Here is a 16045-nt window from a genome sequence, read left to right as displayed (position 1 = left end):
GAACAATATGAAATTAGACGTAGGAATTATTGGTTATCGTGGTATGGTTGGCTCTGTCCTTATGCAAAGGATGAGAGATGAGGGTGATTTTGATAGGATAAATCCAGTATTTTTTTCTACAAGCAACCCAGGTGGAGATGCTCCAAGTTGGTCTAATGCTGGTCCTCTTGAAGATGCCAAATCTATCGACGCATTATCAAAATTACCTGTGATTCTGACATGTCAGGGTGGGGATTACACAAAAGAGATTTATCCAAAACTTTGTAATAATGGATGGAATGGATACTGGATTGATGCAGCTAGTGCACTTAGGATGGATGATAGTTCCGTTATTGTTTTGGACCCCGTTAATCGTGATGTAATTGATAAAGCCCTACATAATGGAGGTAAGTTATTTACTGGCGGTAATTGCACTGTTAGTTGTATGCTTATGGGATTGGCAGGCCTATTTAAAGAAGGCTTGGTGGAGTGGATGACCTCAATGACTTATCAAGCCGCTTCTGGAGGAGGTGCTAAGCATATGAGAGAATTGCTCACTCAATTTGGAGATCTTAATTCTGAAGTAAAAAATTTGCTTGATGATCCAGCATCTGCAATTTTAGAAATCGATAAGCAAGTTTTAACTAAACAAAGAGGTGGCTTAGATACTACACAGTTTTCCGTTCCATTAGCTGGAAATCTAATTCCATATATTGATACACAATTAGAAAATGGTCAGTCTCGTGAAGAGTGGAAGGCTCAAGTTGAGACTAATAAAATCTTAGGTCGCTCTGGAGATGCGATTATTCCTATTGATGGTTTATGTGTAAGAATTGGGGCTATGAGATCACATAGCCAAGCCCTCACGATCAAGCTTAACAAAGATATTCCTATTGAGGATATTGAATCTATTATTTCTAATTCAACTGAATGGTCTAAGTTTATTCCTAATAATAAAGAGGAAACAATTCAAAAACTAACACCAGTAGCTGTGTCAGGCACATTAGATATTCCTGTGGGACGTATTAGAAAATTAAATATGGGACCTACATATATATCGGCATTTACAGTTGGAGACCAATTACTTTGGGGGGCGGCCGAACCACTTCGACGCATGCTAAATATTATTCTAGACTTTAAAAACTCGTAATGTCTTCTAGAGTTGCTTTAGGAATCTCCTATGATGGACGGGATTATCAAGGTTGGCAAACTCAACCAAATGGTTTAACTATTCAAGATTTTCTTGAAGCAGCTCTCTTTAAATTTACAAATCATAAAGTAAATACAATTTGTGCAGGTAGAACCGATACTGGAGTTCATGCTATTGGACAAGTTGTGCATTTTGATACAGAAGTATCAAGAGAACTGGAGTCCTGGGTTAGAGGAGTAAACGCTCATTTACCAGATTCAATTAGAGTAAGATGGGCTCGAGAAGTACCAGATGAGTTTAGTGCACGTTTTTCAGCTACGCACAGAACCTATGTTTATTTATTAAGAAATGAGAGGGTTATGTCGCCTATTTGGAGCGGTAGGGCGGGTTGGGATTTTCATAATCTTGATATTGAAGGCATGAACATTGCCACCCAAAGTTTTATTGGTACGCACGATTTTTCAAGCTTTAGGTCATCTCAATGCCAAGCCTCAAGTCCTATTCGTTCCCTAGACACGCTTAAGCTTGAAGCAAAGGGACCATTTCTGATTTTTACACTTCGAGCAAATGGCTTTCTGCATCATATGGTTCGAAATATTATCGGAGCTTTGTTGTATGTGGGCATGGGCCGTTTTAAGGCGGAATATATAAGTGAATTAATCGATGCTAAAGACAGAAAGTTTTCTGCACCAACTTTTATGCCAGATGGTTTATATTTTGCATGCGTAGATTATCCTGATAAGTACGATATACCACAGAATTTTGACCCTAATCATCCATTTCAAAGCATCATTTATTCAATTTAGTAGACATATTAAAAAAATTGATTAGAATAAAAATTCACTCTTATTATTAAATTTTAGGGATTAATAAAAATGAATATATTAAATAAAAGAGTCACGAATTTACTAATGGCATTGATAGCTACAAGTGCTATCGTGGCATGCGGAGAGAAATCCGACACATCAACATCATCAGAGTCATCTTCAACAAATACTGAAGCACCAGCGAAAAAATTTAAAATTGGTGTAGTGCAATTTGCTGAACATGCGTCATTGAAAAACTGTCATGATGGCTTCCTTTTGGGCCTAAAAGAAGCTGGATATGAAGACGGTAAAAACATTGAAATTGACTATCAAGTAGCACAAGCAGATACTGGACTTACAAACCAAATTGTTCAAAATTTTGCAAGCAATAAGGCTGATCTGATCGTGGGCATTGCCACTCCAGCTGCTCAAGCAGCATATAACGAAGGTCGTAAAAGTAATATTCCAGTTATTTTCAATGCTGTGACTGACCCTATTTTAGCGAAGCTTCAAAATGAGGATGGATCAAATAAGGAAGGTGTTACAGGAACAAATGATCGTCTTCCAATTAAACAACAGCTTGCGATGATTAGGGCATTTTTACCTGAAGCTAAAAAGATAGGTATTATGTACAATACTGCAGAGGATAATTCTTTAGCTTCAATCAAAATCTATGAATCATTAGCACCTGAATATGGATTTGAAATTGTGACTCAAGCAATTACAAACGCAGGGGACGTGCCATTGGCTGCTCAGGCTTTGATTTCAAAAGTGGATGCATTGACAAATTTGACCGATAACATGGTTGTTCAAAATATGCAGGTTATTATTGAAAAGGCAAAAGAAGCAAAAATTCCTTACTTCGGATCTGAGCAAGAGCAAGTTACTTTAGGTTTAGTTGCGGCTGAAGGGCTAGATTATGTTGCTCTTGGAAAAACTACAGGTAAGATGGCAGCTTCTATCATTGAAGGAAAAAAAGCTGAAGAACTTCCAATTCCTGAGATTTCAGAATCAAGCCCATTTTATAACTCAAAAACTCTTAGCGAATTAGGATTAACTCTTCCTGAAAGCTACAAACACGCTAAGGACTTAGCAAAATAAAATGCAGTATTTAGCAATTTTTTCTGACATATTTGAGCAAGGTTTAATCTACTCTTTGCTTGCATTAGGTATCTACATAAGTTTTAAGGTCTTAAATTTTCCTGATTTATCTGTAGATGGTAGTTTTCCATTTGGTGCTGCTGTATCAACTTGGGCACTTATGTCAGGCCTTGATCCTTGGACAGCTCTTGTTTTAGCTACTTTTGCGGGAGCTATTGCAGGTGCATTTACAGGGTTCTTGCATGAAAAATTGCGTATCAATGCACTGTTTGCGGGCATAATTACTATGACCTTGCTCTACTCAGTGAATTTATTAGTTGTGGGAAGAGCAAATCAATCTATATTCGATAAGACTACAATTTTTAAGGGTGCACTTTCTAATTTATCTATTTTCGATGGCAATAGAAGCGTGCTCATCCTTACTGTTGTTGGTATTATCGTTTTGATTATTAAATTCGCATTAGATTATTACTTTAGAACCAAAGCAGGTCTATTGCTTAGGGCAACAGGGGATAATGAACAAATAGTTAAATCACTAGCTGTTAAGCCTGGTTCAATGCGTATTATTGGGCTCTCCCTAGCTAATGCATTAGTGGCATTATCTGGTGCTGTTTTATCGCAGCAACAAGGTTATTTTGAAATAAGTATGGGTACTGGGGCTATGGTCACTGGTTTAGCTTCATGCATAATTGGGTTAGTTATTTTTTCAAATATCAGATTTTTAAAAGTAACAACGCAAGTTATATTAGGCTCAATTGTGTACAAAGCTTTAGTGGCACTAGCAATTAATTTAGGTACTCCTGCTTTCCTTCTAAATATGGTTAGAGCATTGTTATTTTTGTTGATATTAATGAGCGATCAAGTACGTATTCCGCTTATGAAAAGTATAAAGATTAATTCTCGTACTAAAGGGAGATTAGAAGATGTCTAACTTTCTTGAGATTAAGAATTTAAATAAAAGCTTTCATAAAGGTACTCCTGATGAAGTTAGAGTTTTTAACGACTTTAATTTGAGCACTAAAAGAGGGGAGTTCATATCAATAATTGGCTCAAATGGATCTGGTAAATCTACCTTATTGAATCTAATATCTGGCTCATTAAAACCCGACTCTGGAAAAATCATAATCGCAGATAGGGGAGATACTAGTAAGATTTCTGAATCTTCAAGATATAAGACCATGGGGCGAGTTTTTCAAAATCCATCTATGGGTACTGCAGGTAATTTGACTGTTTTAGAAAATTTAGCTTTAGCCGCAAATAAAGGAAAATTTTACGGCTTGGGGCTTGGCTTTAATTCTAATGATAGAGCTTATTTTGCAGAATCCCTTAAAAAATTAAACATGGGTTTGGAAAATTACTTAGACCAAAAAACAGGTAATCTATCAGGAGGCCAAAGACAAGCACTAGCATTGTTTATGACTTCACTAACTGAAGCTAGTTTAGTTTTACTTGATGAGCACACAGCAGCATTGGACCCTAAATCATCCGATAGGATTATGGAACTTACCCAAGAATTGGTTGATACAATGAATTGCTCTGTTCTTATGGTTACTCATAATCTCAGATATGCGATTGCATACGGTGATCGCATAATTATGATGCATCAGGGAAAAAACGTATTAGATAAAAGTGGAGAGGATAAAAAACGTCTTCATCTAGATGACATAGTTGGCTTATTTGCAGATATATCGATAGAACTAGGAAATTAGCCCTTTTTCGATTTCTTCTAATTGGCCTAATATTTCAATCCACTTATTTTCGGACTCTTCTAATTTTTTTGTGGCTGACGCATGGTCTTCCAAAGTTTTAATTCTAAGAGTCCGATTTGATTCTTCATAAAAACTCTCGCTAGCAATCAATTGATCGTATTTAGCGATTTCCGCTTGTAATGAGGATATACAAGCTTCGAGTTCAGCAGCCTTAGATTCAAGCGGCTTTTTAAGCCTCGATTTTCTTTGACGCTCCTCTGCTTCAAGACGTTTTTGAGTTTTTTTATCAACTTCAGCTGAGGCTGTCGACGAACTCTCTTTTGAAATCGATTGAGATTTATCTTGTAGCCAAATTGCGTAATCGCTCAGATCGCCGTCGAACTCGGAAACATTGCCATCAAAAACAATCCAAAATTTATCGACCGATGTTTTAAGCAATTGACGATCATGCGATACCAATAGCATACTGCCCTCAAATTCAGCCAAAGCCGCAGCCAAAGCCTCTCTCGTAGCAATATCTAAGTGATTGCTCGGCTCATCCAGCACCAGCAGATTCGGCTTTTGCCATACTACTAAAGCCAAAGCCAAGCGAGCCCGTTCGCCTCCAGAAAAGTTGACAATGCTCTCGTTTACCATATCCCCACTAAACGCAAACTGCCCCAAATAATTCCGCAACACTTGCTCGCTCACACTCGCACCAGCAATCCGCTGCATATGTAATAGGGGAGAAGCACTATCATCAAGCATATCAAGCTGATGCTGTGCAAAATAGCCAATCTTCACGCCCTTCGATGAAGTGAGTTTTCCGCCTAACAGAGGCAACTCCTCAACAAGAGATTTCACCAATGTGGACTTGCCCGCACCATTAGCACCGAGAATCCCAATTCTATCGCCCCCGCGAAGCATTAGATTTATATCATGCAGCACACAAGTTTCTCCATATCCTGCACTAGCATTTTCAAGAATAAGAAGAGGGTCGGGCATGTTAGTATTGTTTGGCAATGTTATGTGAACCGCTCCTTCTACCTGAAGTGGAGCTAATTTTTGCATGCGGGCGAGCGCTTTTACTCGGCTTTGTGCTTGTTTAGCTTTTGTAGCCTTCGCTTTAAAGCGATCGATAAAGCTTTGCAGTTTCTCGCTTTCCCTTTTTTGACGCTCAATTGCTGAAGCAAGTTGCTTTTGCTTTTCTGCTCTCTGAACTACATATTGGTCATAATTACCGCGATATCTGATTAATTTCCCATTTTCAAAGCTAAGAATTACCTGTGCGATTGAATTGAGAAAATCTATATCGTGGGAAATAGCAATCACTGTGCCATCATATGATTTAATCCATTGCTCAAGCCAGAGCATCGCATCTAAGTCGAGATGGTTTGTTGGCTCATCTAACAAAAGTAAATCAGAGGGCATCATAAGTGCACGTGCCAATGCCAATCGCATCTGCCAGCCGCCTGAGAATTCTTCAATAGCCTTGGTCCACTCGCTTTGATGAAACCCAAGCCCTGCCAATAATTGCTCAGCCCGAGACTGAGCCGTATATTGACCCGCTTCGTCTAAAGCAAGCTCTAATTCGGATAGACGCACACCATCATTTGGGTCCGTAGCCTTAAGTTGAGCTTGAAGAGAGCGAAGATGCACATCACCGTCAATTACAAATTCCGTGGCTGACTGCTTTCCGACTAAAATATCTTGCTTTACGTGAGCTATACGCCAATTTTTTGGGATGGCAATGTCCCCGCTATCCTGATCAATCTGCCCAAGCAAAAGGGCAAACAAACTCGACTTTCCAGCTCCATTTCTCCCAAGAATTCCAACGCGCTCTTTAGGATTAATAGTGAAGGATGTATTTTCAAGTAAAAGCTTAGTTGAGCGTCTTAAACTTAAATTAGAGGCTTGAATCATTTAGGTCGCGACTATTGATGAGAACGACATTATCCACGGTAGTTTGAGTCTCTAAGCACACATGGTTTAAATCTGGAAACGCACGGATGAAGTTAACGTATTCATTGCCAATTTCAAGAATAATAGAGCCATCAGCACTTAAATAATTACGTGCCTCACTCAGAAATCTTCTAACGATATCCATGCCATCTAGACCACCAGCTAGAGCTAGAGCGGGTTCTGAACGATATTCGATAGGAAGTCTTTGTATAGAATCGTCGTTAACATAGGGTGGATTACATAGAACCAAATCGTATTTATACTTAGGGGCAAAGGCAAACAAATCACTCTCGAAAATTTCTATATTTTGGATGCGATGATATTTAGCATTTCTTTTGGCAATGTCCACGGCACTGCTCGATATATCCACACAATCAACAAATGCCTCTGGAAAAGCCATAGCTGCCAATATCCCCAAACACCCCGAACCTGTGCACATATCAAGAATATGTAGCGGCTCCTCTTCGATAATTTGCTGCTCAAGAAGATCGCTCGCAATTAGCTCTGCGATAAAAGAGCGGGGGATAAGGACATCGGGAGAAACTTCAAATCTCACACCCTGAAGCCACGCAAACCCCGTAATATATGGCAATGGTATTCGCTCCGACACTCGCTTTTGAAGATATTCGAAAATTTTTTGCTTCTCAGATTCTAGTACTTTAGCATCGAGGAATAAATCGATATCTGTGGGATTAAGATTTAATGCTGCAAATACCAGATGAATTGCTTCATCAGTAGGGTTATCATTTCCGTGCCCAAGGAAAATATCGTGTTCTACGAATTTGGTGACACAAAGTCTAACGAGATCTCTAATACTAGTAAGATCCTTCAAGTGGGAAGAGTCGAGATTTAGGCTTGTCATTATGCAAGAAGTTTTTCTAAAACTTTAACGTATATATCTTTGCTTTTCTCTAAGTCATTAATATCCACATGTTCATTGATTTGATGAATGCTTGCATTTATTACACCAAATTCAAGAATTTTAGGTTTGGGATTCATCTTAGCGATAAAACGTCCATCAGATGTGCCTCCAGTCGTGCTTAACTCAGCATCAACTCCAGTGACTTCTTTGATAGAGTCGACCATCGCATTAGTAAGATCCTCAGCTTCAGTCAAAAATGGCTCGCCTCCAAGAATCCATTCAATCTCATAGTCAAGATTATATTTTTTTAGAATATCTTCAACACGAGTCTCGAGAGATTCAGGCGAGCTCTCAGTGCAAAATCTAAAATTAAATTCTATCTGAGCTAATCCAGGCACTACGTTCGCCGCGCCAGTTCCTGCACGATAGTTAGAAATTTGAAAAGAGGTAGGTGGAAAGAATTTATTACCTTTATCCCATTCAGTAGCACATAATTCAGCTATAGCTGGAGCAGATAAATGAATTGGGTTTCTAACTTTATGGGGGTAGGCAACATGTCCTTGCTTACCCTTAACTGCTAAAGTAGCACCTAAAGAACCTCTACGACCAATTTTAATAGTGTCACCTAAACGCTCTGCACATGAGGGTTCAGCAACAATACAGTAATCAATTGCATCGCCGCGATTTTCAAGCTCCTCACAAACGCGAACGGTACCATCAATTGCAACACTTTCTTCATCCGAAGTAATCAACAAGGCTATAGAGCCTTTGTGATTTGGATTAGCTTTTACAAATTCAAGGCAGGCAATGGCACTGGCTGCGACTCCACCTTTCATATCTGCAGCTCCACGACCATATAGTTTGTTATCCCGTATGGTAGGTTCAAAAGGAGGAGAGTCCCACAAATCAGACGGTCCTGGAGGAACCACGTCTGTATGACCTGCAAATACTACTAACGGAGCATGACTTCCACGACGAATCCAAAGATTGCGAACATCTCCAAATTGCATAAACTCAGGTACGAAACCGTGCTCAGAGAGTAGCTCTACAAGTACATCCTGACATCCAGCATCATTTGGCGATATCGATTCACGTGAAATTAACTCTTTCAATAACTCAAGTGTGGAAATGTTTTTGTTATCCATAATTTAATCTCTTAGTAAATCGTTAATACTTGTTTTAGAGCGAGTTTTTTCATCCACTCTTTTAACTATTACAGCACAAGCTAAGCTATGTGTGCCGTCTTTGCTAGGAAGGCTACCTGGAACTACAACGGATCCAGATGGAATTCGTCCATAAGATATCTCGCCTGTTTCTCTGTTGTAGATTTTTGTACTTTGTGACAGATAAACTCCCATTGCTAATACGGAATTCTCTTCAACTATTACACCTTCTACTATCTCAGATCGAGCACCTATAAAACAGTTATCTTCAATTATTGTGGGGTTTGCTTGCAATGGCTCTAATACGCCACCAATCCCAACGCCACCAGATAAGTGAACATTTTTTCCGATTTGAGCACAAGACCCTACAGTTGCCCAAGTATCGACCATAGTTCCTTCCCCTATGTAAGAACCAATATTTACGTAAGAGGGCATAAGCACTACGTTTTTATCTATAAATGAACCACGTCGAGCTACAGCAGGCGGAACCACTCTAAATCCTGCCTTCTTAAAATCTTCAGATGTGAAATGTTCAAATTTTAGAGGTACTTTATCGTAGAACTGTAATGGAACTTCGTTCATCACTTTATTGTCGCGAAGTCTAAATGAAAGCAAAACAGCTTTTTTAACCCACTGATTTACATGCCATTCTGAACCTGTTTTCTCTGCTACACGAATAATGCCATTGTCTAAACCATCGAGAACAGTTTCAACAACTTCAATAAGATCTGAATTATTTGGATTGATTTCGCTTTTATTTTCCCAAGCTTCGTTTATTAAATCTTTTATTTGAGGTGACATGAGATGAGATATGTAAAATTAAACTATTATATATGAACAAAAATTCCCCCTATGAACTAAAGTACAAAGGGGGATTTGGTGGATTTACTTAGAATTATCTAAATACCATTCCGCCGTCAGTTAGGATTGCTTGCCCTGTTATGTAATCTGATTTTTCAGATGCTAAAAAGGAAACCAAATTCGCAACATCCTGTGGTACTTGAGGACGGCCAGCCAAAATTGGAGCTGTGAACTCATTCCACGCTTGTTTAGGTTCATATCCTTTATGTTTTACAAATGCTTGGTCAATTCGCTCCCACATTGGAGTGTCAGCTACGCCAGGGCAATATGCATTTACTCGAATATTGTATTGAGCTAGTTCTTTTGCAGTAGATTGAGTAAAAGATCTTACTGCATATTTAGAGGCGCAATAGGTGCTTAACATTTCATAAGATTCATGTCCTGCAATTGAGCAAGCATTAATAATTTTTCCTATGCCATCTTGTTTTTTCATTTGTTCTGCAGCCGCTTGAGTGCCAAATACAACGCCTTTTACATTTATATTAAATACGCGATCAATCTCTTCTTCTTTAATCTCTAAGAATGCTTCCACGGATTCAACCCCAGCATTGTTTACGAAAACGTCGATGCGACCAAACGCTTTAACAGCTTCATCTACTAATCTGAATTGATCATCTCGCTTAGATACATCTCCTACAACCGCTATGGATTCAAATCCTTGAGAATCAAATTCTGCTTTTGCCTTATTTAGATTCTCTTCATTAATATCATGCAAAACAACTTTAAATCCGTCTTTTGCTAACTGAGTGGCAATGCCATTGCCCAATCCTACCGCAGATCCTGTAACGACAGCAACTTTCTTATTCATACGTTTCTCCTATAAATTAATCACTAGTTATATAATCAAAATAGCTTAAAGTAGCAGCACTCGGTTCTTTATTTGCATATGAGGTCATGTATTTTTCAATATGCATAAATTTAGCTTGTGTACTATCTTCAGGTAAATAAAGTACTGGTCTCCTGTCTAACTCAAATTTATATAGGTCGTTAAACGGAACTAATTCTTTAATTGTTACAAGTCTTTCTATTCCGTTTTGATCTTTAAATTTAACATCAAATTTCATCAAAGGAACATTCATAACAATTGTCCCTGTATGGTCTCTATTGATTATTTCCCCATCTGCAGATTTTCCATAAAGAGCAATTTTGTTTGATTTAATTGAATTACTACCTCGAGCTATAGTTCTATCAACTAAACTAAATACAAATGTGCCTAGAATCCCTATTAATGGAGCCCACACCCACGGATGCCACAGTGATAGAAATCTCCAGCCATCTTTTTCTGAATAATAAAAATAACATACTAAAAAGAAACCTAATGCATAGGTTGCGATAAAGATTAGATAAATGAATCCCTTAATATTAATGGCACTGGGAACATCCCTATTATTATCATCAATTATAAAAGGAACATGTGGATTATCACTTTTATTTAAAAGTAACGATATGTTTTGCCCTTCGTAAAAGTTATATTTTCCTTCTTTATCGTCTATGTAGGCGTTAACTTGAGTACCAATAAAATTAGGGAAAGAAAATAAGTAAGCCTTATTTATTTTAGATCCTTTGGTGATGTCAAAAACTTTAAGCACCTTACCAATTGTATGATGCGTATTGTTATAAATATTTTTTATTTCAGCATTTACTTTAATAGGGTTGAGAATTACTCTTTTAAACTCTTTATAAATAAACCATAGCCACAACACAATTCCAACTACAAGAGCTATTGTGGAGTGCAGGGCTGAACTTTTCCAAATACCTGCATAAATAAAAAATAGGGGAAATATAAAAGTAAAAACCGCCATATATAAGCGCCAAAAAAACATAAATATCCCCTTAATTAGTTAACACAAATATATTCGGATCCAATCTTAGATATATCAACGGCTGTTTAACAAATAGTTTTCTTTGCTGATATGACAAGTCAGTTTCTAGAACTTTAGAATCTATTATCCTTCCGTCTTTAGTTTTAAAGATTATATAGTAGTCATCTAGTCTCACATCATTTATTACTGTACCTGAGAATTTTATTTCATAGAAAACCCCAACAGAACTTTCTCCATTTTGAATTAAGTATTTTTTGGTTAAGTTTAGAACTGGGTTGATTTCTGTGAGACTAAGAATTGCTTTAGCTACAAGAAGTATAACAGTAGTAATAAGAGCAAAATAAAATCCCGCACGCCTAAAGAGTAAAGAAAAAATTATTAGAAGAATGACAAAAACTGAAATGCCGAAAAAAACATAAGAGTTAAGGATGAAAATTAAATATTCATATATAGGGTATTGCATGTTTAACGCCTATCAAAAACTTCACCTGTACCGTCGTGGTTAACTTTATATTCGTAATCACCACGATCTCCTTCAATATCCCATTCCCATACCTGAAAATTGTCTTTGTAGACTTTCACACGTGTAGAGGCACTAAGTTTTCCACCCTCTACCTCTTTTGCTTTGACTAAAGCAGAATCTCTTGATCTACTTAATCCAGCAAAATCAACTTCAGTAAGGGGAATGCGTCTTTTAGCTAGACTTTCTAGATGATATTTAGATAACTTAACAGGTTCATTTTTAGTCCAGACTCCATCAGTATAACTATAACGGTCAACATAGTCTTTATTTACAGGGTCGTTTAAGCTTAAGTGAATCCTATTGAAGTAAAAATAAATATAATCGTTATCTAATACGAAAGGAGTCTTCCCATCAAACATTTTTAATAAATCTGTTTGAATGTTTTTTAAATCTGCTTCTGACATATTTAAAGGTGAACTTTCCTGGGCTTTAATTTCTCTTTGAATTTCCTTTAAAACGGGTTCTAAATAATTTCGGTTTGGTGCAGATTTAACTCTTTCGATTAATCTTTGGTGATCAAAATTATTGTCTATTGGGTATTTGTTCTTTAATTCAGTGATTTGAGCTACTAATTCATCGATTTCGCTCTGATTAGGTTTCTGAGATTTATATCTAGGGTCATCCTTAGATATATTTTGCTCAATTTCCTCGTTTGGAATCGCTTGTCCCGAAGCTCGAGCGAATGCTTCGGCATATTTAGCTTCTAAATTTACTTGGGACTCAGATTCGGGGTGAAAGGTTTGGTTATAAGCTTGTTTAATGTCGTCACATGCAGATAGTGACAACAATAGCAATAGGGTGGCAATGCCTTTGTATTTTCTGAACATAGGATTTACTAAAATTATTTTTACTAAATTTTACAAATCTTATATTAAATATGTTTGTATCTTTGAATAAAGCAAAAAAAGAGTCCTTTAAGGACTCTTTATATTCTTTGAAACAGCTTTAGGGTAATGTATGGTTTAATAGATGTATAAGAGGTCTATAAGAGATATAAAAAGAGGTATCTAAAAAAGCCTTTAACACAAGCATTCAAAGATATTTATGGTGCGAGCGGAGAGACTCGAACTCTCACACCTCTCGGCGCTGGAACCTAAATCCAGTGCGTCTACCAATTCCGCCACGCTCGCTAATAAAGAAAATAATTCTACACCACAATTATTAAAGTTTCAAATACATTACAGGGTAATTGATAAATATTTGCAGTGAAGTTGTTTTAAAACACGAACTATTTTTCCATTTTCTTCTCTAATGCTTCAACTGTCTCTTCAGGGTGAGTTTCTGAAAGAGCAATATATTCTTCATGGTTACTTTCAATAGCAGCAACGTCGTCCTCTTCGAGCAAACCCACGGCGTTTGGAAGCTCTCCCCAAAAGGTGATAAATAAGGCGGCTAGCAATGGGCCAATTACAAATCCATTTAATCCAAAAACAGCCAAGCCCCCAATAGTAGTTATTAGGATTAAATAGTCGGGTAATCTAGTATCTTTACCTACTAATATAGGTCTAAGTAGGTTATCAGACATACCAATAACCACCACGCCCCAAACTATCATAATAATACCTTCAATAGTAGATCCTGATACTAATAGATAAATAGCAACTGGTAACCAAACTAAAGCGGCACCAATAGCAGGAAGTAGAGAAAGGAATGCCATGATTACACCCCATAAAATAGGTGATGGAATACCAAGAATGGCAAAAATAATCCCTCCTAACGCACCTTGAGCTATAGCTACAAGCATATTGCCTTTTACAGTTGCTCTCACAACAGTCAAAAATTTACTGAAAAGTTTGATTTTGTGATTGCCACTTAAAGGTATGAATCTTTTTATATATTCCTTTATGGATTCACCGTCTCTAATAAAGAAATACATTAAATAAAGCATAATGCCCAAATCCATAATGAAAGTGAACGTGTTTTGAGATATGTTCACTAACTCAGTAGCCATAAATTTAGAGCCTTGATTAAATAGTTGCAAAAGCTTCTCTTTGAAGCTGAACTCACTTGTGATATGGAATCGCTCAAGGAAAGAATGAATAGGTGATGGCAAATTGTTATATACCAAATCTAAATATTCACCAATATTTAATTTCCCTGATTCTATCTGCTCATATAAATCAACAGCTTGAGTAGTAAGAGAAGTGGCAATGATACTTATAGGAATTATTCCTAAAAGAATCGCTAATATCAATGTAAGTAGAGCTGATATGTTTTTCCTTTTCGGCATTTTATTAAGTAATTTTAAATAAATTGGCCTAAATAAAACTGCAAAAATAACTGCCCAAAAAAGTGCCGAGAAATATGGACTTAGAATATAAATAAAGCCTATGGTCACTAAAAGGAGGAACCCCATATAAAAGCCATAAAATACTCGGTTTTTACTTTGCATTACCTTTCCTTAAGAATAAAATAATCTGATTATACAAATAATATAAGAACTGAGATGATAAATTTTTACAAATTTTTATCATTTGTTATTGTTTTTGTGATTAGTGCATGTGCCTCCAGAAATGTTGTTAGCACTAATCCTCCATCCAATTCAAATGATATGTGTTCGATACTAACTGAGAAACCCGAATGGCGAAAATCTTTAATTCAAGCAAAAGATAAATGGCAAGCACCTCCGCAAATCGTTATGGCTATCATTTATCAAGAATCTAAATTTATTCACAATGCTAGACCAGCTAAAAGATGGGCATTAGGTTTTGTTCCTTTAGGCAGGCCAAGCGACGCCTACGGTTATCCTCAAGCAAAAGATGATGTCTGGAGAGACTATATTAGAGAAACAGGGAATAGTGGAGCAAAGCGAGATGTTTTTCATGATGCTGTAGATTTTATTGGTTGGTATATGGCTAAAACTTACAAAGTAAATGCCGTTGGACGATGGGATACATATAATCAATATCTGAATTATCATGAAGGGTGGGGAGGCTTTTCAAGAGGCACATTTGAAAATAAGGAATGGTTAAAAAATATAGCTAATAAAGTTGCTTCCAGGGCCGAACTTTATGGTTCCCAATATTTATTGTGTAGGGAATAATCTTAGGGATATTCCTATTTCATTCTGTAACCTATATTTGTTATATATATAGGCAATTTTTAATTACATAGATAGGTGTTACTATGAAAATCCTTAAAAAATTATCCTTAGCTGTAGGAACTGCTGCGTTACTATCTGCATTTACTGTATCTCCAGCTTCAGCAGCTGAACAGAAATTCGTTAGTATAGGTACTGGGGGTGTTACTGGAGTTTATTATGCTGCAGGTGGAGCTATCTGCCGTATCGTTAATAAAGATCGCAAAGATCATGGTATCCGTTGCTCAGTTGAATCTACAGGAGCTTCTGTTTTCAATGTAAACACTATCAAAGCAGGTGAGTTGGATTTAGGCTTTGCTCAATCTGACGTAGCTTATAACTCATACAAAGGAGAGGCTAACTTTAAAGAAGCTGGTCCATATCAAGATTTAAGAACGGTATTTGCTCTGCATCCTGAACCGTTAACTATCGTAGTTTCTAAAGATTCTGGGGTTAAGGGTTTTGAAGACCTTAAAGGCAAACGTTTTAATATAGGAAACCCAGGTTCTGGTAACCGTGCATCTTTGGAACAGTATTTAACTGAACTTGGTACTGACAAATCATATTTCTCAGTTGCATCTGAATTAAAAGCTGACGAACATGGCACAGCTCTATGTGACGGTAAGATTGACGGCTTCATCTACGGTGTTGGACATCCATCAGCTAATATTCAAGATCCAATCACCACATGTGGCGCTAAACTAATGCCACTTACTGGTGAAGTAGTAGACAAAATCGTTGCCAAATTCCCTTACTACGCAAAAGTTCAAATTCCAGCTGGTATTTATTCAGGAAACGAAGCAACAGATACTTATGGTGTTACCGCTCTTGTAGTGGCTTCAGCAAAAACTGATGAAGAAACAATTTACAAAATCGTTAAGGCAGTATTTGAAAACTTCGATGATTTCAAAAAACTTCATCCAGCTTTAGCTAATCTTACAAAAGAAGGTATGATTACAAACGGTGTTACTACTCCACTTCACCCAGGTGCTGAAAAATACTATAAAGAAATCGGTTTAATCAAATAATTTTTAAACTTTTTTTCAAA

At 37.1% G+C, this 16045-nt stretch carries 16 protein-coding genes and 1 tRNA gene; 7 read left to right on the top strand and 10 right to left on the bottom strand.

Annotated features, from left to right (window positions below; genetic code table 11):
• Positions 1–7: 7 nt before the first annotated feature.
• The 5 genes from asd (at position 8) to T432_RS0100665 (ending at position 4745) form a co-directional block, all read left to right on the top strand.
• Positions 8–1129 (top strand): aspartate-semialdehyde dehydrogenase, encoded by a 1122-nt coding sequence (gene asd, locus T432_RS0100685; RefSeq protein ID WP_028883754.1) that lies wholly within the window; start codon positions 8–10, stop codon positions 1127–1129.
• Positions 1129–1935 carry a tRNA pseudouridine(38-40) synthase TruA gene (truA, locus tag T432_RS0100680; RefSeq protein WP_028883753.1) on the top strand — a complete coding sequence of 269 codons (807 nt, stop codon included), beginning with the start codon at positions 1129–1131 and terminating at the stop codon, positions 1933–1935. Before asd ends, truA begins: the two co-directional genes overlap by 1 nt.
• 69 nt (positions 1936–2004) lie before the next feature.
• Entirely contained in the window at positions 2005–3036 is a 1032-nt protein-coding gene (locus tag T432_RS0100675) for an ABC transporter substrate-binding protein (protein ID WP_028883752.1), read from the top strand.
• A gap of 1 nt (position 3037) precedes the next feature.
• Positions 3038–3967, top strand: coding sequence for an ABC transporter permease (locus tag T432_RS0100670; RefSeq protein ID WP_028883751.1), 930 nt, complete (start codon positions 3038–3040; stop codon positions 3965–3967).
• Positions 3960–4745 (top strand): ABC transporter ATP-binding protein, encoded by a 786-nt coding sequence (locus T432_RS0100665; RefSeq protein ID WP_028883750.1) that lies wholly within the window; start codon positions 3960–3962, stop codon positions 4743–4745. Before T432_RS0100670 ends, T432_RS0100665 begins: the two co-directional genes overlap by 8 nt.
• Here T432_RS0100665 and abc-f read toward each other — a convergent pair.
• From abc-f to T432_RS0100615, 10 genes are all read right to left on the bottom strand, one after another.
• Positions 4734–6647, bottom strand: a complete 1914-nt coding sequence (gene abc-f / locus T432_RS0100660) for a ribosomal protection-like ABC-F family protein (RefSeq protein WP_028883749.1) — start codon at positions 6645–6647, stop codon at positions 4734–4736. The genes T432_RS0100665 and abc-f overlap by 12 nt on opposite strands.
• Positions 6631–7548 (bottom strand): 50S ribosomal protein L3 N(5)-glutamine methyltransferase, encoded by a 918-nt coding sequence (prmB, locus tag T432_RS0100655; protein WP_028883748.1) that lies wholly within the window; start codon positions 7546–7548, stop codon positions 6631–6633. The genes abc-f and prmB overlap by 17 nt, the downstream gene beginning before the upstream one ends.
• A complete protein-coding gene (gene dapE / locus T432_RS0100650) occupies positions 7548–8693 on the bottom strand; it encodes a succinyl-diaminopimelate desuccinylase (RefSeq protein WP_028883747.1) in 1146 nt (381 codons plus the stop codon). Before dapE ends, prmB begins: the two co-directional genes overlap by 1 nt.
• Before the next feature lie 3 nt (positions 8694–8696).
• Entirely contained in the window at positions 8697–9512 is an 816-nt protein-coding gene (gene dapD / locus T432_RS0100645; protein WP_028883746.1) for a 2,3,4,5-tetrahydropyridine-2,6-dicarboxylate N-succinyltransferase, read from the bottom strand.
• A 94-nt stretch (positions 9513–9606) separates the two neighbouring features.
• Positions 9607–10380: an acetoin reductase gene (locus T432_RS0100640; RefSeq protein WP_015551040.1), complete on the bottom strand. Its 774-nt coding sequence runs from the start codon at positions 10378–10380 to the stop codon at positions 9607–9609.
• Between the two features lie 16 nt (positions 10381–10396).
• Positions 10397–11395, bottom strand: a complete 999-nt coding sequence (locus T432_RS0100635; RefSeq protein ID WP_028883745.1) for a membrane protein — start codon at positions 11393–11395, stop codon at positions 10397–10399.
• A 10-nt stretch (positions 11396–11405) separates the two neighbouring features.
• Positions 11406–11858: a hypothetical protein gene (locus T432_RS0100630; protein WP_028883744.1), complete on the bottom strand. Its 453-nt coding sequence runs from the start codon at positions 11856–11858 to the stop codon at positions 11406–11408.
• Positions 11859–11860: 2 nt separating this feature from the next.
• Complete coding sequence (locus T432_RS0100625; protein WP_028883743.1) at positions 11861–12745, bottom strand: DUF3298 domain-containing protein; 885 nt, start codon at positions 12743–12745, stop codon at positions 11861–11863.
• Positions 12746–12963: 218 nt separating this feature from the next.
• A tRNA-Leu gene (locus T432_RS0100620) sits at positions 12964–13048 on the bottom strand.
• 98 nt (positions 13049–13146) lie between these two features.
• A complete protein-coding gene (locus T432_RS0100615; protein ID WP_014111486.1) occupies positions 13147–14310 on the bottom strand; it encodes an AI-2E family transporter in 1164 nt (387 codons plus the stop codon).
• A gap of 54 nt (positions 14311–14364) precedes the next feature.
• Here T432_RS0100615 and T432_RS0100610 point away from each other — a divergent pair, with 54 nt between their 5' ends.
• Positions 14365–14961, top strand: a complete 597-nt coding sequence (locus T432_RS0100610; RefSeq protein WP_014111487.1) for a transglycosylase SLT domain-containing protein — start codon at positions 14365–14367, stop codon at positions 14959–14961.
• 83 nt (positions 14962–15044) lie between these two features.
• Positions 15045–16025 carry a TAXI family TRAP transporter solute-binding subunit gene (locus tag T432_RS0100605; RefSeq protein WP_014111488.1) on the top strand — a complete coding sequence of 327 codons (981 nt, stop codon included), beginning with the start codon at positions 15045–15047 and terminating at the stop codon, positions 16023–16025.
• Positions 16026–16045: the final 20 nt, after the last annotated feature.

Origin of the sequence: Taylorella asinigenitalis ATCC 700933 (genome assembly GCF_000687755.1) — a bacterium.
Taxonomy (GTDB): Bacteria; Pseudomonadota; Gammaproteobacteria; order Burkholderiales; family Burkholderiaceae_B; genus Taylorella; species Taylorella asinigenitalis.
Note: the sequence above shows the minus strand (reverse complement) of the source record. Positions and strands in the feature narration are given on the sequence as shown.